The organism is Stenotrophomonas chelatiphaga (assembly GCF_032054965.1).
GTDB classification, from domain to species: domain Bacteria; phylum Pseudomonadota; class Gammaproteobacteria; order Xanthomonadales; family Xanthomonadaceae; genus Stenotrophomonas; species Stenotrophomonas chelatiphaga.
Window position 1 is genome coordinate 1 of record NZ_DAMBRS010000023.1, and the last position, 20,444, is coordinate 20,444.

At 68.4% G+C, this 20,444-nt stretch carries 21 protein-coding genes; 6 read left to right on the forward strand and 15 right to left on the reverse strand.

Translation table 11 applies throughout. The features are described 5' to 3' along the window. Window positions 1–354: 354 nt before the first annotated feature. On the forward strand, window positions 355–759 hold the full coding sequence (locus tag RTX79_RS17860) for a hypothetical protein (protein WP_057687417.1): 405 nt from the start codon (window positions 355–357) through the stop codon (window positions 757–759). A gap of 64 nt (window positions 760–823) precedes the next feature. Here RTX79_RS17860 and RTX79_RS17865 read toward each other — a convergent pair whose 3' ends face one another. Further along, window positions 824–2,449: an acyl-CoA dehydrogenase family protein gene (locus tag RTX79_RS17865; RefSeq protein WP_057687416.1), complete on the reverse strand. Its 1,626-nt coding sequence runs from the start codon at window positions 2,447–2,449 to the stop codon at window positions 824–826. Window positions 2,450–2,559: 110 nt separating this feature from the next. Here RTX79_RS17865 and RTX79_RS17870 point away from each other — a divergent pair, with 110 nt between their 5' ends. The 4 genes from RTX79_RS17870 to pdeM are packed head-to-tail and all read left to right on the forward strand — an operon-like array spanning window position 2,560 to window position 8,246. Then, window positions 2,560–3,558 carry a ligase-associated DNA damage response exonuclease gene (locus tag RTX79_RS17870; protein WP_312685164.1) on the forward strand — a complete coding sequence of 333 codons (999 nt, stop codon included), beginning with the start codon at window positions 2,560–2,562 and terminating at the stop codon, window positions 3,556–3,558. After that, the gene (locus RTX79_RS17875; RefSeq protein ID WP_312685165.1) at window positions 3,555–5,159 is read left to right on the forward strand and encodes an ATP-dependent DNA ligase; all 1,605 of its coding nucleotides are present in this window, start codon (window positions 3,555–3,557) and stop codon (window positions 5,157–5,159) included. Before RTX79_RS17870 ends, RTX79_RS17875 begins: the two co-directional genes overlap by 4 nt. Further along, entirely contained in the window at window positions 5,156–7,612 is a 2,457-nt protein-coding gene (locus RTX79_RS17880; RefSeq protein WP_312685166.1) for a ligase-associated DNA damage response DEXH box helicase, read from the forward strand. Before RTX79_RS17875 ends, RTX79_RS17880 begins: the two co-directional genes overlap by 4 nt. Next, entirely contained in the window at window positions 7,602–8,246 is a 645-nt protein-coding gene (gene pdeM / locus RTX79_RS17885; RefSeq protein WP_312685167.1) for a ligase-associated DNA damage response endonuclease PdeM, read from the forward strand. The genes RTX79_RS17880 and pdeM overlap by 11 nt, the downstream gene beginning before the upstream one ends. Window positions 8,247–8,770: 524 nt before the next feature. Here the strand turns inward: pdeM and RTX79_RS17890 are convergent. The 9 genes from RTX79_RS17890 to rlmD form a co-directional block, all read right to left on the reverse strand. Next, a complete protein-coding gene (locus tag RTX79_RS17890) occupies window positions 8,771–9,037 on the reverse strand; it encodes a hypothetical protein (RefSeq protein WP_042614974.1) in 267 nt (88 codons plus the stop codon). A gap of 173 nt (window positions 9,038–9,210) precedes the next feature. Beyond that, entirely contained in the window at window positions 9,211–10,473 is a 1,263-nt protein-coding gene (locus RTX79_RS17895) for an FAD-dependent oxidoreductase (protein WP_312685168.1), read from the reverse strand. Between the two features lie 81 nt (window positions 10,474–10,554). Next, window positions 10,555–10,758 carry a cold-shock protein gene (locus tag RTX79_RS17900; RefSeq protein ID WP_309684367.1) on the reverse strand — a complete coding sequence of 68 codons (204 nt, stop codon included), beginning with the start codon at window positions 10,756–10,758 and terminating at the stop codon, window positions 10,555–10,557. A gap of 89 nt (window positions 10,759–10,847) precedes the next feature. After that, window positions 10,848–11,594, reverse strand: coding sequence for an S-methyl-5'-thioinosine phosphorylase (locus tag RTX79_RS17905; protein WP_312685169.1), 747 nt, complete (start codon window positions 11,592–11,594; stop codon window positions 10,848–10,850). Further along, window positions 11,594–12,151, reverse strand: coding sequence for a hypoxanthine-guanine phosphoribosyltransferase (locus tag RTX79_RS17910; RefSeq protein WP_057507287.1), 558 nt, complete (start codon window positions 12,149–12,151; stop codon window positions 11,594–11,596). The genes RTX79_RS17905 and RTX79_RS17910 overlap by 1 nt, the downstream gene beginning before the upstream one ends. Continuing rightward, window positions 12,151–13,158 carry a beta-N-acetylhexosaminidase gene (gene nagZ, locus RTX79_RS17915; protein ID WP_312685170.1) on the reverse strand — a complete coding sequence of 336 codons (1,008 nt, stop codon included), beginning with the start codon at window positions 13,156–13,158 and terminating at the stop codon, window positions 12,151–12,153. The genes RTX79_RS17910 and nagZ overlap by 1 nt, the downstream gene beginning before the upstream one ends. Before the next feature lie 67 nt (window positions 13,159–13,225). Continuing rightward, on the reverse strand, window positions 13,226–13,927 hold the full coding sequence (locus RTX79_RS17920; protein WP_312685171.1) for a DsbA family oxidoreductase: 702 nt from the start codon (window positions 13,925–13,927) through the stop codon (window positions 13,226–13,228). Between the two features lie 88 nt (window positions 13,928–14,015). After that, the gene (locus RTX79_RS17925) at window positions 14,016–14,531 is read right to left on the reverse strand and encodes a CYTH domain-containing protein (protein ID WP_312685173.1); all 516 of its coding nucleotides are present in this window, start codon (window positions 14,529–14,531) and stop codon (window positions 14,016–14,018) included. Window positions 14,532–14,623: 92 nt separating this feature from the next. Continuing rightward, window positions 14,624–15,958 carry a 23S rRNA (uracil(1939)-C(5))-methyltransferase RlmD gene (gene rlmD, locus RTX79_RS17930; protein WP_312685174.1) on the reverse strand — a complete coding sequence of 445 codons (1,335 nt, stop codon included), beginning with the start codon at window positions 15,956–15,958 and terminating at the stop codon, window positions 14,624–14,626. Between the two features lie 126 nt (window positions 15,959–16,084). Between rlmD and RTX79_RS17935 the strand changes: the two genes are divergently transcribed. Continuing rightward, complete coding sequence (locus tag RTX79_RS17935; RefSeq protein WP_057507292.1) at window positions 16,085–16,819, forward strand: Hpt domain-containing response regulator; 735 nt, start codon at window positions 16,085–16,087, stop codon at window positions 16,817–16,819. A 62-nt stretch (window positions 16,820–16,881) separates the two neighbouring features. Here the strand turns inward: RTX79_RS17935 and recO are convergent, their stop codons facing one another. The 5 genes from recO to lepB are packed head-to-tail and all read right to left on the reverse strand — an operon-like array spanning window position 16,882 to window position 20,403. Then, window positions 16,882–17,604: a DNA repair protein RecO gene (gene recO, locus RTX79_RS17940; RefSeq protein ID WP_123699805.1), complete on the reverse strand. Its 723-nt coding sequence runs from the start codon at window positions 17,602–17,604 to the stop codon at window positions 16,882–16,884. A gap of 24 nt (window positions 17,605–17,628) precedes the next feature. Next, on the reverse strand, window positions 17,629–18,525 hold the full coding sequence (gene era / locus RTX79_RS17945; RefSeq protein WP_312685177.1) for a GTPase Era: 897 nt from the start codon (window positions 18,523–18,525) through the stop codon (window positions 17,629–17,631). Next, window positions 18,522–19,205, reverse strand: a complete 684-nt coding sequence (rnc, locus tag RTX79_RS17950) for a ribonuclease III (protein ID WP_057507295.1) — start codon at window positions 19,203–19,205, stop codon at window positions 18,522–18,524. The genes era and rnc overlap by 4 nt, the downstream gene beginning before the upstream one ends. Beyond that, window positions 19,195–19,578, reverse strand: coding sequence for a DUF4845 domain-containing protein (locus tag RTX79_RS17955; protein WP_042615281.1), 384 nt, complete (start codon window positions 19,576–19,578; stop codon window positions 19,195–19,197). Before RTX79_RS17955 ends, rnc begins: the two co-directional genes overlap by 11 nt. Window positions 19,579–19,608: 30 nt before the next feature. Next, the gene (gene lepB / locus RTX79_RS17960) at window positions 19,609–20,403 is read right to left on the reverse strand and encodes a signal peptidase I (protein ID WP_057507296.1); all 795 of its coding nucleotides are present in this window, start codon (window positions 20,401–20,403) and stop codon (window positions 19,609–19,611) included. Window positions 20,404–20,444: the final 41 nt, after the last annotated feature.

Below are 20,444 nucleotides of genomic sequence, written 5' to 3' on the forward strand. Positions count from 1 at the left end.
AAAAAGCAAAGGCAGGGGTCAGAGTCCTTTCGCGTAGCGAAAGGACTCTGACCCCGCCTTTCTCCCCCCTTCCAACCGCTGCTCGTCCATGGCCTCCATGGACCTGTCGAAGGTGGGGCGGGGTGGGTTCGTGGGAACGCTCATCCGCATGGATGCGGATGGCGAGCCTACAGGGACGTACTTGCGGCGATTCCCACGAACCCACCCCGCCCTGCCAACCCAACAGCCCTGCCGCTTTTGACGTTGCCGTTGCCGTTGCTTCAAAGCGCGCGCATGCGAAAAAAAACTTCACCCGCCTTAGACCGGTCGATGAATAGGCTGGCGCTCCCTGAAACCCTGATCCTGGAGCGCGCCATGAAGATCCGCACCCTGACCACGTCCCTGCTGGCCTCCGCGCTGGTGCTCGGCCTGGCCGCCTGCAAGGGCCCGGAAGCCGAACAGGCACGCCAGGACGCCGCCCAGGCCGCCGACAGCGCCGGCGTGGCCGCCCGTGATGCCGTCGACCGCGCGGCCGCCGCCACCCGCGATGCCACCGACGATGCCGCCGCAGCCTCGCGTGAAGCCGCTGCCGATACCCAGCAGGCACTGGACCGCGCCGCCGATTCCACCGCCGCCGCCGCTGCCGAAGCCAAGGTTGCCGCCAAGGATGCGGCCGCCAATGCCAGCGAGGCCACCGCCACCGCGGCACAGAACGTGGCCGACAAGGCCCGCGATGTCGCCGACGATGCCAAGGACAACGCCGACCACGGCAAGCACTGAACCACGCACCTCCTTCCACGATGCAGGCGCCGGCCGATGCCGGCGCCTTTTTTGTGGCCGTTGCTCAGGGCAGCGCGCGTGCCAGCATCGCCGCGCTGTCGATCCCCAGCGGCAAGGTGCCGAAGGCCAGGCCGTGTTCACCGCCCAGCCGGCTGCGCACGAACGTGGCCGCGAACGGACTGCCTGCACGCAGCAGGATCGACCCCTGCAGCAGCAGCGCCAGCCGCTCGCAGTACACCCGCGCGAGTGCCGGCTCCGGCGGCGCAGCGCTCCACCAGCGTGACATCGCCTCGTCGAAGGTGGCATCCAACCCGCTGCCGGCCAGCAGTTCCTCATGCAGCGCCTGCAACGCCGCCGGCTCGCGCTGCAGCGCGCGCAGCACGTCCAGGCACTGGATGTTGCCGCTGCCTTCCCATATCGAATTGAGCGGCGCCTGGCGGTACAGCCGCGGCAGCATCGACTCTTCCACGTAGCCCGCTCCGCCCAGGCATTCCTGTGCTTCATTGACGAACGCCGCCGCGCGCTTGCACACCCAGTATTTCCCCAGCGCGGTGCCGACCCGTGCCAGCAGCGCCTGGCGCGGGTCGCGTGCAGCGCGGTCCACCGCCGCCGCCACGTGCAGGGCCAGCGCGGTCGCCGCTTCGGATTCCAGTGCCAGGTCGGCCAGTACGTTGGCCATCAGCGGGTGGTCGCACAGGCGTTGGCCGAAGGTACGCCGGTGCCGCGCATGGTGCAGCGCCTGCGCCAGCGCCATGCGCATTTCCGCGGCAGCGCCGAGCATGCAGTCCAGCCGGGTCATCATCACCATGTGGATGATGGTCGCCACGCCGCGCCCTTCATCGCCCACCCGCCAGGCCTGCGCGCCGGTGAATTCCACCTCGCTGGAGGCATTGGACCAGTCGCCGAGCTTGTCCTTCAGCCGCATCAACTGGAAGGCGTTGCGGTTGCCATCGGCCAGCCGCCGCGGCATCAGCAGGCAGGTCAGGCCTGCCGGCGCCTGCGCCAGCACCAGGAAGCCGTCGGACATCGGCGCGGAGAAGAACCACTTGTGCCCCACCAGCCGGTAGCTTCCGTCCGCGCCGGGCTCGGCGACGGTGGCATTGGCGCGGACATCGGAGCCTCCCTGTTTTTCGGTCATGCCCATGCCCAGGGTGATGCCGACCTTGTCGGCGATCGGCACATCGCGCGGGTCGTACACCGGTGCAGCCGCCTTGCGGGCCCACTCCGACAGCACCGGGTGGTCGGCCAGCACCGCCACCGCGGCGTGGGTCATGGTCAGCGGGCAGCTGGTCCCGGCTTCGGCCTGGTGGTGCAGGTAACTCAGCGCGGCGCGCGCCACGTGCGCGCCCGGTTGCGGCTCGTGCCAGGACAGACCGGCCACGCCGTGTTCCTTCGCCGTGTGCAGCAGCTGGTGGTACGCCGGATGGAACTCGACGGTGTCGATGCGATGGCCCTGCGCATCGTGGGTACGCAGGCGCGGTCGATCGCGGTTGGCATCGAAGCCGAGCCGATACAACGCATCGCCGGCGAGGCGGCCGTACGCTGCCAGGCGACCGGCGAAGGAGGACGCCCCGCCCCGGTCCACCGCTTCCACCAGCGCCGCATCGTCGGCCCACAGGTGGCGGCCGGCGAACGCGGGCGGCTGGTTGTGCACGAGGTGGGTCTGGAACGGTGCTGCTTCGTTGCGCATGGTGGAACGCCTCCCTGGCCGCATGACCCTCGATTCTGCCCCAGCGCGGGAACGGCTGCTGTTCAGGCGGATTCTCACCTCCTGCACGACGGCCCCGGCACAGTGCCGACATGAGCAGACGCGACGATCTGGTGGTGCTGCGTCCGGAAGGACTGTACTGCCCCGCTGGCGATTTCCACATCGATCCATGGCGCCCGGTGGCGCGCGCGGTGATCACCCACGGCCACGGCGACCACGCCCGCGGCGGCATGCAGGAATACCATTGCAGCCCATCCAGCGAGCCGATCCTGCGCTGGCGGCTGGGCGATGTACGCATCCACACCCACGGCTGGGGCGTGCCCTTCCGGATGGGCGCGGTCGAGGTGTCGCTGCACTCGGCCGGCCACGTGCTGGGCTCGGCGCAGGTGCGCATCGACGACGGCGAGCAGGTCTGGGTGGCGTCCGGTGACTACAAGCGCCAGCCCGACCCCACCTGCGATCCCTTCGAAGTGGTGCCGTGCGATACGTTCATCACCGAAGCCACGTTCGCTTCGCCGATCTACCGCTGGCCCGACACCCCGGACGTGGCCGCGGACATCGTCGCCTGGCGCCGTGAATGCGGCGAACGCGGCGAAGCGGCGATCCTGCTCTGCTATGCATTGGGCAAGGCGCAGCGGGTGCTGGCCGAACTGTTGCCGCTGGACGACCAGCCGGCCTGGCTGCACGGGGCGATCGACAACGGCGTGCAGGTGTATCGCCAGGCCGGCATCCCGATGCTGGCCACCCAGGCAGTGGCCGAACAGGGCCGCCAGCCCGATTCAGCCGGCCGCCTGGTGCTGGCCCCGCCATCGGCCGCAGGCACGCCGTGGGTGCGCCGCTTCGGCCGCCACCAGCTGGGGTTTGCCTCCGGCTGGATGCACCTGCGCGGCAACCGCCGCCGTCGCAACGTTGATCGCGGCTTCGTGGTGTCCGACCACGCCGACTGGCCGGCGCTGCTGCAGACCATCGCGCAGACCGGCGCCAGCCGGATCATCGCCACGCATGGCAACACCGATGCATTGATCCGCTACCTGCGCGAAAACGGCACCGCCGCCGAAGCCTTCCGTACCGACTACGGGAGCGAAGAATGAAGGCCTTCGCCGACCTGTACCAGCGCCTGGACCGCAGTACCGCCACCGGCGACAAACGCGCCGCGCTGGTCGACTACTTCCGCCATGCGCCCGCGCACGACGCCGCATGGGCGCTGTACCTGCTGAGCGGTGGCAAGGTCGGTGGCGCGCGCCGCAAGATCGCCGCCAGCGGCGAGCTGCGCGCCTGGTTGGCCGACGAATCCGGACTGCCGGCGTGGCTGGTGGAAGACAGCTACGAGCAGGTCGGCGACCTGGCCGAAACGCTGACCCTGCTGGTGGATGAGCCGCGCCAGCCAGCCCCGGACCGCCCGTTGGTGGAGTGGATCGAAACCCATCTGCTGGCCGTGGCCAACCAGGACGAAGCGATCCGCCGCGCCGCCGTGGAAACCGGCTGGCGGACGTTGCCGGCAGCGCAACGGCTGGTGTTCAACAAACTGCTCACCGGCGCGCTGCGCGTCGGCGTCTCGCAGCGGCTGGTGCAGCAGGCACTGGCCGAACTGTCCGGGCTGGACATCGCGCGCATCGCCCAGCGCATGCTGGGTGACTGGGTCCCCTCGCCCACGCTGCTTGTCACGCTGTTGACGCATGAGGAGTTGCCGCTGGACCGCCAGCAGCCCTATCCGTTCTTCCTCGCCTCGCCTCTGGAAGCGGCGGTGGAGACACTGGGTCCGATCAGCGACTGGCTGCTGGAATGGAAGTGGGATGGCATCCGCCTGCAGCTGCTGCGCCGGCAGGGCGAGGTCGCGCTGTGGTCGCGTGGCGAAGAGCGGCTGGACGGGCGTTTTCCGGAAATCGAACAGGCCGCCGCTGCCCTCCCCGATGGCTGCGTGATCGACGGTGAGCTGCTGGCCTGGGATCCAGAGCAGGATCTGCCGCGTGCCTTCACCGCGCTGCAGACGCGCATCCAGCGGCGCAAGCCGGGGCCGGCGACCCTGCGCAGCACGCCGGTGCGCGTGCTCGCCTACGATTTGCTGGAAGAAGGGGGCGAAGACCTGCGCAACGTGCCGTTGCAGCAGCGTCGGCAGCGCCTGGCTGCGCTGCTCGGTGCGCTGGATGATCCCCGCCTGCAATTGTCTCCACAGGTACATGCCGACGACTGGCAGCAGGCGGCCACCCTGCGCGAAGAGGCACGCGTGCGCGGCGTGGAAGGCTTGATGGTCAAGCGTGCCGAGTCGGTCTACCAGGCCGGGCGCCGCCGCGGTGACTGGTGGAAGTGGAAGGTGGATCCGCTGACCATCGATGCGGTGCTGCTGTACGCGCAGGCCGGCCACGGCCGGCGCAGCACGCTGTACACCGATTACACCTTCGGGGTCTGGAACGGTGAAGAACTGGTGCCGGTCGCCAAGGCCTACTCCGGCCTGGACGACAAGGAAATCCTCGCGCTGGATCGCTGGATCCGCGCCAACACGCGCGAACGCTTCGGCCCGGTGCGCAGCGTACGTGCCGAACAGGTGTTCGAGCTGGGCTTCGAAGCGGTCAATGTCAGCAAGCGGCACAAGTCCGGCATCGCCGTGCGCTTCCCGCGCATCCTGCGCTGGCGCCAGGACAAGCCCGCTGCCGAAGCCGACCATCTGCAACAGCTGCAGGCACTGGCCCGATGACCGCAGCGGAGGCGCTCAAGCGCCTGCAGGGTTTCTTCGCCGAACGCGGCTGGCGGCCGCTGCCGTTCCAGCGCACGATGTGGCGGCACTACCTGGCCGGCCAGTCCGGCCTGCTGCATACGCCCACCGGCAGCGGCAAGACCCTGGCGATGTTCGGCGGCCCGTTGCTGCAGGCGCTGGTCGATCCGCTGCCCACGCCGGCCCGTCGCAGCGCGGTACGGCCGTTGCAGGTGCTGTGGGTGACACCCCTGCGCGCACTGGCCACCGACACCGCACGTGCGCTGCAGGCGCCGCTGAAGGCCGTTGGACTGGACTGGCAGGTGGGCCTGCGCAGCGGCGACGCCAGCAGCCGCGACAAACGCCTCGCCCGCGAAGGTCGGCTGGACGTGCTGGTGACCACCCCGGAATCGCTGGCGCTGCTGTTGAGCTACCCCGATACGCTGGCGCGCATGCGCCAGCTGCGCTGCGTGGTGGTGGACGAATGGCATGAACTGGTGGGCAGCAAGCGCGGCGTACTGCTGCAGCTCAACCTGGCCCTGCTGCGCGACACCGCACCGGCGATGCAGCTGTGGGGCCTGTCGGCCACGCTGGGCAACCTGCAACAGGCACGTGAGGTGCTGTTGCCCGGCCGCGACGACGCGGTGACCGTGGAAGGGGCCAGGCCGCGACCGGTGCGCGTGCGCAGCCTGCTGCCCGAGCCCGGCGAGCGCTTCCCGTGGGCCGGCCACCTGGGGCTGGGGCAGCTGCCGCGCGTGCTGCAGGCGCTGATGGGCGCGCGCAGCAGCCTGCTGTTCACCAACACCCGCGCGCAGGCCGAGCTCTGGCACCAGGCATTGTCCGCGGTGTGGCCCGAAGACAGTGCCACGCTGGCGCTGCACCATGGATCGCTGGATCCGGCGCTGCGCCAGCAGGTGGAAGATGGACTGCGCGCCGGCAGCCTGCGCTGCGTGGTCGCCACCTCGAGCCTGGACCTGGGCGTGGATTTCCCGGAAGTGGAACAGGTGCTGCAGTTGGGCAGCCCGAAGGGCGTGGCCCGGCTGCGCCAGCGCGCCGGACGCGCGCGACATCGCCCCGGCGCCAGCGGCGAGATCCTGTGCGTCCCCAGCCATGCGCTGGAACTGGCCGAATACGCGGCCGCGCGCCGCGCCCTCGACGCGGGCGTGGTCGAGGCACGACGGCCGCTTCGGCTGTCGCTGGACGTGCTGGCCCAGCACTGCATCAGCCGCGCGCTGGCCGGCGGCTTCGATGCCGAAGCGCTGCTCGCGCAGGTCCGCCGCACGCATGCCTTCGCACAGCTCGGCGATGCGCAGTGGCAGGACGTGCTGCAGTTCATCGTGCAGGGCGGGCGGGCGTTGGCGCAGTACCCGGATTTCCACAAGGCGGTGCAGGACGAGGACGGCATCTACCGCGTGCACGACCGACGCCAGGCGCTGCGCCATCGCCTGTCCATCGGCACCATCAGCAGCGACGGCAGCGTGCGCGTGCAGTTCCTGCGCGGCGGCAGCCTGGGCGCGGTGGAAGAACAGTTTGCCGGGCGCCTGCGTCGTGGTGATCGCTTCCAGTTCGCCGGCCGGCTGCTCGAACTGGTACAGCTGAAGGACATGACCGCGTACGTGCGCGTGGCGCGCGGTGGAGAAGGCGTGGTGCCGCGCTGGCAGGGCGGCCAGCTGGCGCTTTCCACTTCACTGGGGCGGGAACTGGAAGCGGTGCTGGGCGGCGCCGACGACAGCCCCGAATCGCGCTGGCTGGCACCACTGATGGACCTGCAGGCAAGCCTGTCGGCGCGGCCTTCGCCGGATCACCTGCTGGTGGAAGACGTACGCCGCCGCGAAGGCCAGTTCCTGTTCGTGTACCCGTTCGCCGGCCGCCACGTGCATGAAGCCCTTGCCGCGCTGCTGGCCCTGCGCTGCACGCGGCTGCAGCGCAACAGCATCGGCTATGCGGTGAACGACCACGGGCTGGTGCTGGCCCCGGCCCTGCCCATCGCCCTGGATGCGGCACAGTGGAGCGCGCTGCTGGACCCTGGCGCACTGCTTGATGACCTGCGCGCGGCGGTCAACCTGGGCGAACTGGCACGCCGCCAGTTCCGCGGCATCGCGCGGGTGTCCGGCCTGCTGGTGCCCAGCCTGCCGGGCGGCATGCCGCGTTCGCTGCGCCAGCTGCAGGCCTCTGCCGGCCTGCTGTACGACGTGCTGCGCGAACACGATCCGGAGCACATGCTGCTGCAGCTGGCCGAGCGCGAAGTGCTGCACGACAGCCTGGACGTGGACGGCCTGCGCGACGCGCTGCAGCGGATGCAGGGCCGTGCACTGTCGCTGCAGGCACCACGCTCGCTGACGCCGCTGGGCTTCCCGCTGTGGGCCGAACGCCTGCGCGGCCAGCTCAGCAACGAAGACTGGCGCACGCGCGTGCTGCGTGCCGCGCAACAACTGGAAAAGCGCAATGCCCGATGATGTTGTCCTGCACCTGGCCGGCGAGGAGGTGATCCTGCTGGGCGAGCGTGCCCTGCGGATACCGCGGCTGCGCGCCGTGTTGATCGCCGACCTGCACCTGGGCAAGGCGGACATCTTCCGCCGCGCCGGCATCGCGCTGCCGGTGGGTGGCACCGCCGCCGACCTGAAGCGGCTGCAGCAGCTGGTCGAGCGTGCCGACTGTGAACAGCTGTGGATCCTCGGCGATGTGCTGCACGGGCCGTTGCACCGGGCACCGTGGTACAGCCACTGGCTGGCCTGGCGCGAGCAGCGGCCCGGGCTTGCGGTCCACGTGGTGCGTGGCAACCACGACCGCGCGCTGTCCCCGGCCGCGCTGCAGGTGCAGGTGCACGAGGAGCAGGCCGCACTGGGTCCCTTCCTGCTGCGCCACGAACCGGAGCCGGATGCGCAGGCCCACGTGATTGGCGGTCACCTGCATCCGCTGGCCGCGCTGCCGGGGCTGCCGCGCCGGTTGCCGGCCTTCTGGCTGCGCGAGCGGGTGACGGTGCTGCCGGCGTTTTCGCAGTTCACCGCGGGGGTGGTGCCGGTGTTGGCTGCCGGTGAGCGGATGGTCGCGTGCGTGGACACTGCGGCGGTGCTGTTGCCTGCGCGGTAGGTGGGTCGAACGGGTGGGACCCCCTCGCGGGTGGCTGCGTTTCGCTGGCTACGTGCTTTGGGCCGGGCGGTGGGGCTGTGCGGGGGACGGCAGAAGCCGCATCCATGCGGGCCTCGTTTCGCGCCATCCATGGCGCTCAACGCCCCCGCCCAGCCCCACCGCCCGGCCCCCTGACAGGTTCTGGTGGCCGCCACCGCGTAATGGAAATAAAAAAGCAAAGGCAGGGGTCAGACTCCTTTCGCGCAGCGAAAGGACTCTGATCCCATCTTCCAACCACTCTTCCTACCCCTCACAAAACCCGCCGACCATGGGTCGGCGCTACCAAAGCAACCAAAGGCCACCATGGACCTGTCGAAGGGGGGGCGGGGTGGGTGTGCAGGACCGTCTTTTCGCATGGATGCGAAAAGCGAGCTTACACGGACGTACTTGCGGCGTGTCCTGCACAGCCGCCCCGCCCCACCAACAATCAGCCCTGCAGCTTTCGCTCTGGCTCTGGCTTCAAGCCCGCGCGCAGCGCGAAAAACTCACGCGACCGCCAGCATCTCCGGCATCAGGCGGAAATCCGGCCCGCGGCTCTCTACCCGCCGGGGCAGCGCCCGGATCGTGGCCAGCATTTCCTGCGCACACGTACGGATGTAACCGTGCTGCTCCGGAGAGGAATGACTGATCAGGCTGCCAACATGGAATTCGAAGACATCTTCCAGCACGTCAGGCTGGTCTTCGTGCAGCATCTGCAGCAACCCGCGCAGTTTGCAGATTTCCGATTCCAGCGCTTCAGCCGAGAACAACATGGGGGACTCCTTGCATGCGGCTCGCCCGAGCCAGAGGGGGCAGCAGCGACAGGCCGCCCGCCGGGGCGCGATGCAGGATCACGGAACAGTGCGGGGGCCACGCGGTGCGTGCGTTCCCCCCTGTTGTGCCATGAACGAGGTGAGCCAACCGTCAACTCCGCCCACCGCAGCTTTCACGCAGCGCTCAACGCGGCCGCCTGCGCCGTGGCCCGTGGCGTGCCCAGCGCGTCGATGAACGCCGGGTCCAGCGGCAGTTTCCCCAGCCAGCCGCGCTGGGTGCCACTGAGCACGCGCAGCATGTGGCCCCGCCCCCCCGGCAAGCGCCCCATCGGCCCCAGCAGCACGTCACGGGCCTTCGACCAGGCATCGCGGTCGGACTGGAACAACGGGGTCAGCCAGCGGCTCCAGTAGTGGTACACGGCCACGTGCGCGCGTCGCTGCGCCTGGTAGGCCTGCAGGGCGGCCTCGCCCTTGCCATGCACGCGCAGCGCATCACGCAGGGCCAGCGCGTCCAGCAGCGCCATGTTCACGCCCTGCCCCAGCTGCGGGCTCATGGAGTGCGCCGCATCGCCGGCCAGCACCAGACGACCGTTGTGCCAGCGCCGCATCACCGCATCGCGGTAAGAGGCACGCGCCAACTGCCCCGCCTGCTGCAGGTGCGCGAAGCGCGGTGCGGCCTCCGGCCACAGAGCGTGCAGCTCATCCAGCCACGGTTGCAGGCCATCGGCCTCCCAGCGCGCGAAGTCCTCGCGCGGCAGGCTCCAGAAGAAGCTCAGCCGCGGTGTGGCATCCCCGGGACGCGTGCCGACCGGCAGCAGCCCGATCATCTTGCGCGCCGCCACGTAGCGCTGGCGCAGCTCGCTCACATGCGGCCAATCCTCGGCCGGCAGCAGGCACCACAGGGCGCCCCACGGGTACACCCGGTCCAGCGACGTCCCCCCGACCTGCGCACGCAGGGCCGATGCCGAGCCGTCGGCAGCGATCACCAGGTCATACGGCCCGTGCTGGCGCCCTTCGCCGTCGTGCAGCAGCCCGCGTTCGTGGTCGACCGATGCGATGGTGACGCCTGCATGCAGCTGTCCGAGGCCGTCACGCGCCTGGTCCAGCAGCTGGAACAGCGCGCCACGCTGCATGCCCAGGCCGTGCAGGCGCGCATCCAGGCCGTCGTAGCCCATGTCCATCACCGCCCGCCCGCAGGGGGTATCGCCGTGCAACCGGTGCACCGGTGCGGCATGCGCGCGCACCGCATCCAGCAGGCCCATCTGCCACAGCACCTGCAGGCCGCTGGGCTGCAGCAGGAAGCCGGCGCCGACCGGCCCAGGGCGGGGGGCGCGCTCGAAGATGTCGACGTGGTGTTCGTCGCGGGACAACAGAATGGCCAATGCCTGGCCAGCGGTGCCGTAGCCGATGACGGCGATGCGCATGCGGGGATCCATCCTGCGATTGTGCCTGATTGGCGCGGCAGGCAAAAAAAAACCCCGCCGAAGCGGGGTTCTTCCAACACGCGACTGAATGGATCAGGCGGCCTGGATGTTCGATGCCTGGTCGCCCTTCGGGCCCTGGGTCTTTTCGAAGGTGACTTTCTGGCCTTCCTGCAGGGACTTGAAGCCATTGCCCTGGATGGCGGAGAAGTGCGCGAACAGATCAGCGCCGCCGTCGTCCGGAGTAATAAAGCCAAATCCCTTGGCGTCGTTGAACCACTTCACGGTACCTGTTGCCATGTTGATGCGAGACCTTTGCAATGAATGGGTGGTGTGCGCAAAAACCCTGCGCACGGGGCGAGTATGCAAACCTTGCCCGAGGATGACAATCACCCCCGTGCCAATTCCCCGATCAGTTCGGGCAATCCGTTGGACGCGGCCTGCACGTTGGAGAGTACTTCGGCCATGGTGATTTCTTCCCCATCGCCACAACCGGCGGCCCAGTTGGCCACGATCGCAAGGCAGGCGTAGTCAAGCCCGAGCTCACGCGCCAGGGCCGCTTCGGGCATGCCGGTCATGCCGACCAGGTCACAGCCATCACGGCGCAGACGCGCGATTTCTGCAATGGTTTCCAACCGCGGACCTTGCGTTGCAGCATAACAACCGCCGTCGCGCACTGTGACGCCCGTCACCTTTGCGGCCGCAAGAATTTTGCTTCGCAGCATGGGCGTGTAGGGGTGCCCGAAGTCCACGTGCAGGACGTCACTGCCCGCTTCCTCACACAGGGTGGAGATCCGGCCCCAGGTGTAGTCGATGATCTGGTCCGGGCAGGCCAGCACGCGCGGACCGAAGTCATCGCCGATGCCGCCGACGGTATTCAGCGCCAGCACGCGCGACGCGCCGATATGCTGCAGTGCAGCAAGGTTGGCGCGGTAGTTGATCTTGTGCGGGGGCAGTGAATGGCCCTCGCCATGGCGGGCCAGGAAAGCCACCCGGTGGCCCAGCAGGCTGCCGACCCGGATCGGACCGGAGGGCGTACCAAAGCGGGTTTCGACCTCGTGGGTCTGCACGTCATCCAGCGTGGCGAGGTTGTAGACGCCGGTTCCGCCGATGACCGCCAGCGCGATGGGCTGCATCAGCCTTCCTTCATCGCGTAGATCGCCGGCACGCAGCGCAGGGTCTCGTTGACGTCCATGCCGAAGCCGAACACATAGCGGTCCGGCAGTTCCACGCCGGCGTAATCGGCGTGCACGTCGGCCAGCGCGCGGTCATGCTTCTTCACCGTCAGCGCGGCGATGCGCACGTCGGTGGCGCCCTGCTCCAGGCACCAGGTGCGCACGCCCTGCAGGGTGTAGCCCTCGTCCAGGATGTCGTCCACCAGCAGCACGCGGCGGCCGAACAGTGCGGTGGCCGGCTTGTGCTTCCACACCAGGTCGCCGCCGGTGGTTTCGCCGCGGTAACGCGTGGCGTGCAGGTAATCGAACTGCACGTCCTGGCCGCGTGCGCCCAGTTCCAGTGCCAGTTGGCCGGCGAACGGCAGCGCGCCATGCATGATCGACAGGAACAACGGCACTTCGCCCTTGTAATCGCTGGCGATGGCGTCGGCGATGCGGCCGATGGCCTGGTCGATGGTGGGGCGGTCGACCAGCAGGTCAGCCTGTTCCAGGGCCTGGGAAATGGTGAGGTTGGGCATCAGACGGTTCTTCCAGAGGATTCGAGAAAACGGGTTCGGGTGTCGCCATGCCGGGCATCGGCCAGCAGGCCGTCCCAGCCAAGTGCGCCGCGGCCGATCAGGCCAAGCAGCGCGGCAGTGTTCGAGGTGCGATGCTGCATGGCCTGCAGCGCATCGTCCACCAGCTCGGGATGGCAGACCAATACCACGTCGCAGCCGGCATCCAGGTGCGCATCGACGCGGGCCTTCACGCCACCGGCGCTGAACGAGGCGGCCATGCCGATGTCATCGGAAAACACCACGCCGCGGAAGCCGAGCTGGCCACGCAGGATGTCCTGCACCCAGCGCCGCGAGTAGCCGGCCGGTTCCGGGGCGACCTGCGGGTAGATGACGTGCGCCATCATCACCGCATCGGCGCCGGCGGCGATCCCGGCCACGAAAGGCACCAGGTCGCGCTGCTGCAGTTCATCCAGCCCACGCGGGTCGATCGCGGTATCGACGTGGGTGTCTTCCAGCACGCTGCCGTGGCCGGGGAAATGCTTGAGCGTGGCGGCCATGCCGGCGCTGTGCATGCCGCGCACGTAAGCGGCGGTAAACGCGGCCACCACCTGGGGATCTTCGCTGAATGCGCGATCGCCGATGGCGCGGTTGCCATGGCCCAGGTCCACCACCGGCGCAAAGCTCAGGTCCACGCCGCTGGCGCGCACCTCGCTGGCCATCAGCCAGGCGTGCTGCTCGGCAGCGGCCAGCGCGGCCTGCGGATCCTGTACGTAGCCCAGACCGATCTGCTGCAGCGGCGGCAGATCGGTGAAGCCCTCGCGGAAACGCTGCACGCGCCCGCCTTCTTGGTCCACGCAGATCAGCTGCGGCCGCGGTGCTGCCTCGCGGATGGCGGCGGACAGTCCGGCGATCTGCTGGCGGGATGCGAAATTGCGCTTGAACAGCACCACGCCGGCCACGGCATCGTGCTGCAGCCAGTCACGCTCCTGGGCGGTCAGTTCGGTACCGGCAACGCCGATCAGCAGCATGTTCAGGTCTCCACGACGGGCGCCACGATGGCGCAGCGCCGCATTGTCGCAGAAGCGTGGCCCAGCGTCAGACCCTGCACCCGTCCGGGCCACAACCGTCTTCAGCGTCCAGCGCGTCGGAAGCGGCGGCTTCGCTGCGTTCGGCGGCGATCTGGCGCAGCGCCTGGGCGATCGCTTCCGGCGACTGCGCACCCTGGATTGCCCAACGGCCGTCGATGACGAAGGTCGGCACCGAGGTGATGCCGATGGCGTGGGCATGCTGCAGGCCTTGCTGCACCTCGGCCAGCCCCAGGTCCGAGCCCAGCATCGCCTGGATGTCGTCAGCGGCAAGTCCGCCCTCGATCCCGGCCCGGGCCAGCACCTGCGGATCGGCGAGATTGCGCCCCAGTTCGAAATGCGCACGGAACAGCGCTTCGCCCACCCCATCCTGGACCCCGTGCTGGCCAGCGAGCCATAGCAGGCGGTGCGCCTGCAGCGTGGTCACGCGGACCTGGCCACGACTGAAATCCATCGGCAGCCCTTCGGCGCGTGCGGTGGCCTGCATCTGGCCCAGCAACTGCTCGGTGCGCTCGGCACCCCCGAACTTGCGCGCATAGGCCTCACGCAGCGGCACCGGCGTGGCATCGGCGTCCGGATCCAGCTGGAACGGCTGCCACTGCACCTGCAGCGCGGGCACCGCATCGCCCAGCAGCGCAAGACCCTGCGCGAAGCGGTGCTTGCCGATCCAGCACCACGGACACACCACGTCGGAATAGATGTCGATCTTCATCCCCCCGACATGGGGACGACCGCCCGGCGATAAAGGGGACGCAGGCGACCACCTCGTTTCTGGCATGCCGGGACGCGTCGGCAGCGACTCACTCCCCGCCGTCGCCCTTTTCGCCGGGAGACCAGCGAGCGTACGGGTGGGAGGCCAGCGCGACGTTGTAGTAGCGCGCCTGGTCGGTGACTTCGCGGCCGGCCCAGGCCGGCAGGCTGATCGCCTGGTCCGGGTCTTCCAGCTCCACTTCGGCGACCACCAGCCCGGCGTTGTCGCCGAGGAATTCGTCGACCTCCCACAGCAGGCCTTCGTGCTGCACCAGGTGCCGGCGCTTGTCGATCAGGCCGCCCACGCACAACGCCAGCAGCTCACGCGCGTCCGCTACCGGAATCGGATACTCGAACTCCTGCCGGCTGCGCCCCAGCGTCCGTGATTTGAGGTTCAGTGCGGCACCGTCGCCTTCGATGCGTACCCGCACCGAGGCGTTCTGGTCCCCGCGGTCCAGCGCGCCCATGTCGTTGATATAGCCCTGCGCCATCGGGATGACCGCGTGCGCCGCCGCCCGCCAACCGTCACCGGTGACCAGGAATTTCCGTTCGATTTCAATGCCCATGGGGGGATTATGCGGGAAGCGCGTGACGACCGACGGTCGTCACCCACCACGACCGGCGTTCACCCACCACGACCGAGGGTCACCCGCTTCGATCAGGCTTTTTCGAATACCGCGATGCTTTCCACGTGTGCGGTATGCGGGAACATGTCCATCGCCCCGGCACTGACCAGGGTGAAGCCACGCTCGTTGACCAGGTAGCCGGCATCGCGCGCCAGCGAACCCGGATGGCAGCTGACGTAGACGATGCGCTTGAACTGCTCCAGCGGCAGCTGCTGCAGCACCTCGATGGCGCCCGAGCGCGGCGGGTCCAGCAGCAGCTTGTCGAAACCCTCCAGCATCCACGAGGCCTGGCGCTGGTCCTGGGTCAGGTCGGCGGCATGGAAGCTGGCGTTGGCCAGCCCGTTGCGCTGGGCGTTCTCCTTCGCACGCGCCACCAGCCCGGCATCGCCCTCCACGCCGACCACTTCGCGCACGCCGCGGGCCAGCGGCAGGGTGAAGTTGCCCAGCCCGCAGAACAGGTCCAGCACGCGCTCCTGCGGGCCGGCATCCAGCAGCGCCAGTGCGTGCTCGATCATCTTCACGTTGAGGTTGGCATTGACCTGGATGAAGTCCAGCGGGCGGAACGCCAGCTCCACGTCCCACGGCGCCAGCCGGAACGACAACGGAACCTCCTGCGGCCACAGCGGGTGGACCGAGTCGACTCCGTCGGGCTGCAGGAAGATCGCGAATCCGTGTTCCTGCCCGAACGCGACCCAGGCCGCGCGATCGGCCTCGCTGAGCGGCTGCATGTGGCGGATGGTCAGAGCGATCGCCTCGTCACCGGCGATGAACTCGATCTGCGGGATGTCGCGTCGGCCATCCAGCGATTCGACGAAGGCCGACAGCACTGACACCTTGGTGCCGATCTCCGGAATCACCGTCAGGCACAGCGACAGGTCTGCCACGAAGCGCGGATCCAGCTCACGGAAGCCGACCAGGGTCTTGTCCTTCTTCTCGACCCGACGCACCGAGAAGCGCCCCTTGCGGCGGTAGCCCCAGCTGTCGCCGACCAGCGGCGGCAGTACCTGCTGCGGCTGCACGTGGCCGATGCGCTGCAGGTTGTCCATCAGCACCCGCTGCTTGGCCACGATCTGCTCGCTTTCTTCCAGGTGCTGCAGCACGCAGCCGGCACAGACGCCGAAATGCGGACACTTCGGCTGCACGCGCAGCGGCGAGGCTTCCACCACTTCGACGGTGCGCGCCTGGTCGAAATGCTTGCTGCGCGCGGTCTGTTCGGCCATCACCACTTCACCCGGCAGCGCGCCGGTGATGAAGGTGACCTTGCCACCTTCGCCATCACGGCGTGCGACGCCGCGGCCGTCGTGGCTCAGGTCGAGGATGTCGGTTCTGAAGAGGGTGCGGTCGATGCGGGAACGTTGACGGGCCACGTGGCGAAGGGCTGCGTGTGAAAAAGGGCGCGTATTGTCTCAGAACAGGGCGAAAATCGCTTCTCCACCCTTGCAAGGCGGCGCGCGGTGTTTAATATGCAGCGTAGCTGACATGGAGGCAGCCTTATGCAGACGAATACGCCGCGCCCCGCGCGACCCCGTTTCCTGCTGGTCGAGGACGACATCATCACGTGTGGTTTCCTCAAGGCCGCGCTGGAAACCTTGCCAGCGGACGTGGATACCGCTGACTCGCTCAACGCCGCACTCGCCCGTGCCCAGGTCCGCCACTACGACCTGTGGCTGATCGATGCGAACCTGCCCGATGGCCATGGCAGCGAATTGCTGCAGCAGTTGCGCCGGCAGCACCCGGACACCCCGGCGCTGGCGCATACCGCCGATCGCGACGCGTCCGCGCATGGGCGCCTGCGGGATGCCGGATTCGGCGACATCCTGGTCAAGCCGCTGGGCCGCGATGCCCTGCTCAAGGGCGTGCGTCGCGCCTTGGGCCAAGGCGCCCGTTACCGGGTGGACAGCGCGCCGATCCAGCCCATCATGCTGAACGAGGCCCAGGACTGGGACGAGATCACCGCACTGGCCGCGCTCAACGGGCAACGCAACCACCTGGTAGCGCTGCGCGAGCTGTTCCTGGCCGAGCTGCCGAGCGTGCGTGACGCGGTCGACCAGGCGGTGGACCGCCATGACGAACCGGCGCTGCGCAACCAGCTGCACCGGCTGCAGGCCAGTTGTGGTTTCGTCGGTGCTGCCCGCCTCAGCCGCGCGGTGCGCACCCTGCACCAGATGCCGGCCTCGCACATGGCCCAGGCCAGCTTCCGCGACGCCGTCGCCGCGCTGCTGCACTGATCTGGAAAAAGGGATCAGAGTCAGGGGTCAGAGTCACGACTCTGACCCCTGACTCTGACCCCTCAGCGGCGGCGCGCCAAGTCGTCCAGCAGTTCCCAGGATTTCAGCCCGCGCGAGCCCAGGTGGTAGGCCAGCACGACCCGCATCGGCAGGCGCAGGCTGGCCAGGTCCTCGGCGCCGGGTTCTTCATCGCGTCCCAGCGCCAGCAGCGCAGCGCCGGTGGCGGTACCGCGCCGCCCCTCCCCATCGCGCTCGCTGAGCAGCCGGCGCGGGCCTTCCTGTGGATCCAGCAGGTAGCGCGCGGCCGGATCCACGGCGCTGCCATCGCTGGCGCAGGCCAGGTCGAAACCGACCCCCAGCGCCTCCAGCAGGTCGCGTTCGAAGCGGCGCAGGCTCCACGCCAATGAAAGCTCCAGGCTCAGGCGGGCGCGCACCTCGCCGTAGGCCCGGTACAGGTCCGGCAGCGGGTCGTGCCGCGGGGCCAGGCGCATCACCAGCTCATTCAGGTAGAAGCCGGCCAGCATGTCATTGCCGGCAAGCCGCGGTGCGGCATCCAGCGCCTCGGCGCCACGCAGCTGCGCCAGGTCACCGCGCTGGACCGCGTCGAAACGGATCCACTGCAGCGGCTGCAGGGCCGCGCGCAGCACCTGCCCCTTCGCACTGGAAACGCCGCGGGCAAGCAGGCCCAGCCGCCCGTGCGAGGCGCTCAGCACCTCCACCAGCAGGCTGGTCTCGCGGTAGGCCCGCGCGTGCAGGACAAAGCCCGGTTCGGACGCGATCTGCATCAGGGCCAGCCCCGCAGGCGCTGCTTATTCGTAACCGAAGGCCTTCAGCGCGGCCTCGTCGTCGGACCAGCCCTCGCGCACGCGCACCCAGGTTTCCAGGAACACCTTGGCACCGAACAAGCGCTCCATCTGCATGCGCGACTTGGCCCCGATGTCCTTCAGGCGGGTACCGCCCTTGCCGATCACGATGGCCTTCTGCCCTTCGCGTTCGACCCAGATCACCGCACCGATGCGCAGCAGGTTGCCGTCTTCGGTGAAGCGCTCGATCTCTACCGTGGTGGCGTACGGCAGCTCTTCGCCGAGCTGGCGCATCAGCTGCTCGCGCACCAGTTCGCCGGCCAGGAAACGCTGGCTGCGGTCGGTGATTTCGTCTTCGCCGAACATCGGCGGGGCTTCCGGCATCAGCGCCAGCACGTCACGCACCAGTGCTTCCAGGCCGTTGCGCTTCTGCGCGGAAATCGGATGCACCGAAGCGAACTCGCGGCCTTCGGTGATCTGCTGCAGGAACGGCAGCAACGCGGCCTTTTCCTTCATGCGGTCGACCTTGTTGACCACCAGCACCACCGGGATGCCCGAATCACGCAGCACGTTGAAGGCCAGGCTGTCTTCCTCGTCCCAGCGGCCGGCTTCGATGACCAGCAGGCCAGCGTCGACGCCCTCCAGCGATCCGCGCGCGGCACGGTTCATCACCCGGTTCATCGCCCGCTTCTGCACCTTATGCAGGCCGGGCGTGTCCACCAGCACCAGCTGGCCTTCCGGATAGGTGGCAATGCCCAGCAGCCGGTGGCGCGTGGTCTGCGGCCGGTTGGAGACAATGCTGACCTTGGCCCCTACCAATGCATTGGTCAGGGTCGATTTGCCCACGTTGGGGCGGCCGATGACAGCAACGCTGCCGCAACGATGGGAGGTCTGTTCGGTCACTTTGAATCCACCAGTAGGTCAAGCGCGGCCGCAGCCGCCTGTTGTTCGGCCAGCCGCCGCGAGGAGCCTTCGCCCTCGGTACACACGGCCGGTTCTGTCAGGTTGCAGCGTACCCGGAAGGTCTTGGCGTGGTCGTCACCGGATTCTGACACCAGTTCGTACGCCGGCAGCGCCTTCTGTCGGCCCTGCAGCCATTCCTGCAACCGGGTCTTGGGGTCTTTCTCCGGCCGTCCGGTCGCCGGCAGGGCGTCCATGGCCGCTTCGAACCAGGGCAGCACCACCGCGCGGCAGGCGTCGAAGCCCGCATCCAGGTAGATCGCCGCCACCACCGCCTCGAAGGCATCGGCGAGGATCGAATCGCGCCGGTGGCCGCCGGTCTTCATTTCGCCGGCGCCCAGCACCAGGCGCTCGCCCAGTTTGAGTTCCCGGGCGCGCTCGGCCAGCGCGCCTTCGCGCACCAGTTCGGCGCGGCCGCGGGTCAGCGCGCCCTCGTCGGCCTTCGGCCAGCGCGCATACAGCGCCTGGGCCACCAGCATGTTGACGATGCTGTCGCCGAGGAACTCCAGGCGCTCGTTGTTCGGTACGCCGGCAGACCGGTGCCGCAGGGCCTGCGTGAGCAGGTCCGCATTGGCGAAGGGGTGGCCGATCAGGTCACCACGTTGGAAAGTTTTATTCGACACCGCTACGGCTGAGGTCCTGGGTTGAGTCGAACTTGCCGACCACGTCGATGTTGCCGATCAACGGACGCCGCACTTCGTAGTTCACGCGCATGGTCCAGCCATTGTCCTTGCGGTCGAACTTCACGTTGGCGGGCTTCACGTTCTCGGAGTAGTTGATGTACAGGCGCTTGAACAGCAGTTTCTGGATGTTGGCCGGCTGCATGCTGCCGATGCCGGGCTCATTGGCCAGGCTCTTCATTGCCGAACGGACCGCATAGTTTTCCTGGTACATGGGGAACAGCTTCATGCCCACGTAAAGGAAAAAGCCGACCACGATCAGGACCACCAGGAAGGAGGTCAGGGTGATGCCACGTTGCGCCTTCATGCTGTTCATTGCGTTTCTCCCCAGATACGCGTGGATGAATCAATTGACGCCCGAGCCGATCCGCGACGGTTCGAAGCCGTCCTTGCAGAACCAGCCGGAGCAGTTGAGCCAGATCAGGAACGCCTTGCCGCGCAGGTTCTGCTCCGGCAGCAGGCCCCAGAAACGGCCGTCATCGCTGTTGTCACGGTTGTCGCCCATCACCAGGTAGCGGCCCGCCGGAACGGTCCATTCCCCCTGGCCGGCAGGATACGCCGTCTCCAGCACGGTGTGGGTGCGGCCCGGCAGCTTTTCGACCAGCAGGCTGGACCCTTCGCCATGGCCACGATGGCCGGCGTAGATGCCCTTGTCTTCGTACTCCACCGGCTGGCCGTTGAGGATCAGGCCGTTGCCTTCGAAGGTGATCTGGTCACCCGGCACGCCGATCACGCGCTTGATGAAATTCTCGCCCTTGTTCGGGTCCTGGTCGTCGTGGCCCGGGAAATGGAACACCACCACGTCGCCACGTTCCGGTTCGCTGATCGGCACGAACTTGGTGTTGGTCAGCGGCAGGCGCAGGCCGTAGGCGAACTTGTTGACCAGGATGAAATCGCCGATCAGCAGGTTCGGCATCATCGAACTGGACGGGATCTTGTACGGTTCGGCGATAAAGCTGCGCACCACCAGCACGATCGCCAGCACCGGGAAGAACGCGCGCGAGTAGTCCACCAGCGCCGGTTCGGTGTCCAGCAGGCCGGCGCGACGGGCGCGGCGGCGGGCGAAGTACAGTTTGTCGGCGAGCAGGATCAGGCCGGAGGCCAGGGTCAAGGCAACCAGGAGGAACTCAAACGCTTTCATTCAATGTCCTTTGCAGCGTCTCGGGGCCAACCGGCCCGGTA

Bases quoted from the DNA above. Each gene is read 5' to 3' on its own strand.
- RTX79_RS17860 (WP_057687417.1), top strand. From the start codon at position 355: ATGAAGATCCGCACCCTGACCACGTCCCTGCTGGCCTCCGCGCTGGTG.
- RTX79_RS17865 (WP_057687416.1), bottom strand. From the start codon at position 2,449: ATGCGCAACGAAGCAGCACCGTTCCAGACCCACCTCGTGCACAACCAG.
- RTX79_RS17870 (WP_312685164.1), top strand. From the start codon at position 2,560: ATGAGCAGACGCGACGATCTGGTGGTGCTGCGTCCGGAAGGACTGTAC.
- RTX79_RS17875 (WP_312685165.1), top strand. From the start codon at position 3,555: ATGAAGGCCTTCGCCGACCTGTACCAGCGCCTGGACCGCAGTACCGCC.
- RTX79_RS17880 (WP_312685166.1), top strand. From the start codon at position 5,156: ATGACCGCAGCGGAGGCGCTCAAGCGCCTGCAGGGTTTCTTCGCCGAA.
- pdeM (WP_312685167.1), top strand. From the start codon at position 7,602: ATGCCCGATGATGTTGTCCTGCACCTGGCCGGCGAGGAGGTGATCCTG.
- RTX79_RS17890 (WP_042614974.1), bottom strand. From the start codon at position 9,037: ATGTTGTTCTCGGCTGAAGCGCTGGAATCGGAAATCTGCAAACTGCGC.
- RTX79_RS17895 (WP_312685168.1), bottom strand. From the start codon at position 10,473: ATGGATCCCCGCATGCGCATCGCCGTCATCGGCTACGGCACCGCTGGC.
- RTX79_RS17900 (WP_309684367.1), bottom strand. From the start codon at position 10,758: ATGGCAACAGGTACCGTGAAGTGGTTCAACGACGCCAAGGGATTTGGC.
- RTX79_RS17905 (WP_312685169.1), bottom strand. From the start codon at position 11,594: ATGCAGCCCATCGCGCTGGCGGTCATCGGCGGAACCGGCGTCTACAAC.
- RTX79_RS17910 (WP_057507287.1), bottom strand. From the start codon at position 12,151: ATGCCCAACCTCACCATTTCCCAGGCCCTGGAACAGGCTGACCTGCTG.
- nagZ (WP_312685170.1), bottom strand. From the start codon at position 13,158: ATGCTGCTGATCGGCGTTGCCGGTACCGAACTGACCGCCCAGGAGCGT.
- RTX79_RS17920 (WP_312685171.1), bottom strand. From the start codon at position 13,927: ATGAAGATCGACATCTATTCCGACGTGGTGTGTCCGTGGTGCTGGATC.
- RTX79_RS17925 (WP_312685173.1), bottom strand. From the start codon at position 14,531: ATGGGCATTGAAATCGAACGGAAATTCCTGGTCACCGGTGACGGTTGG.
- RTX79_RS17935 (WP_057507292.1), top strand. From the start codon at position 16,085: ATGCAGACGAATACGCCGCGCCCCGCGCGACCCCGTTTCCTGCTGGTC.
- recO (WP_123699805.1), bottom strand. From the start codon at position 17,604: ATGCAGATCGCGTCCGAACCGGGCTTTGTCCTGCACGCGCGGGCCTAC.
- RTX79_RS17955 (WP_042615281.1), bottom strand. From the start codon at position 19,578: ATGAACAGCATGAAGGCGCAACGTGGCATCACCCTGACCTCCTTCCTG.
- lepB (WP_057507296.1), bottom strand. From the start codon at position 20,403: ATGAAAGCGTTTGAGTTCCTCCTGGTTGCCTTGACCCTGGCCTCCGGC.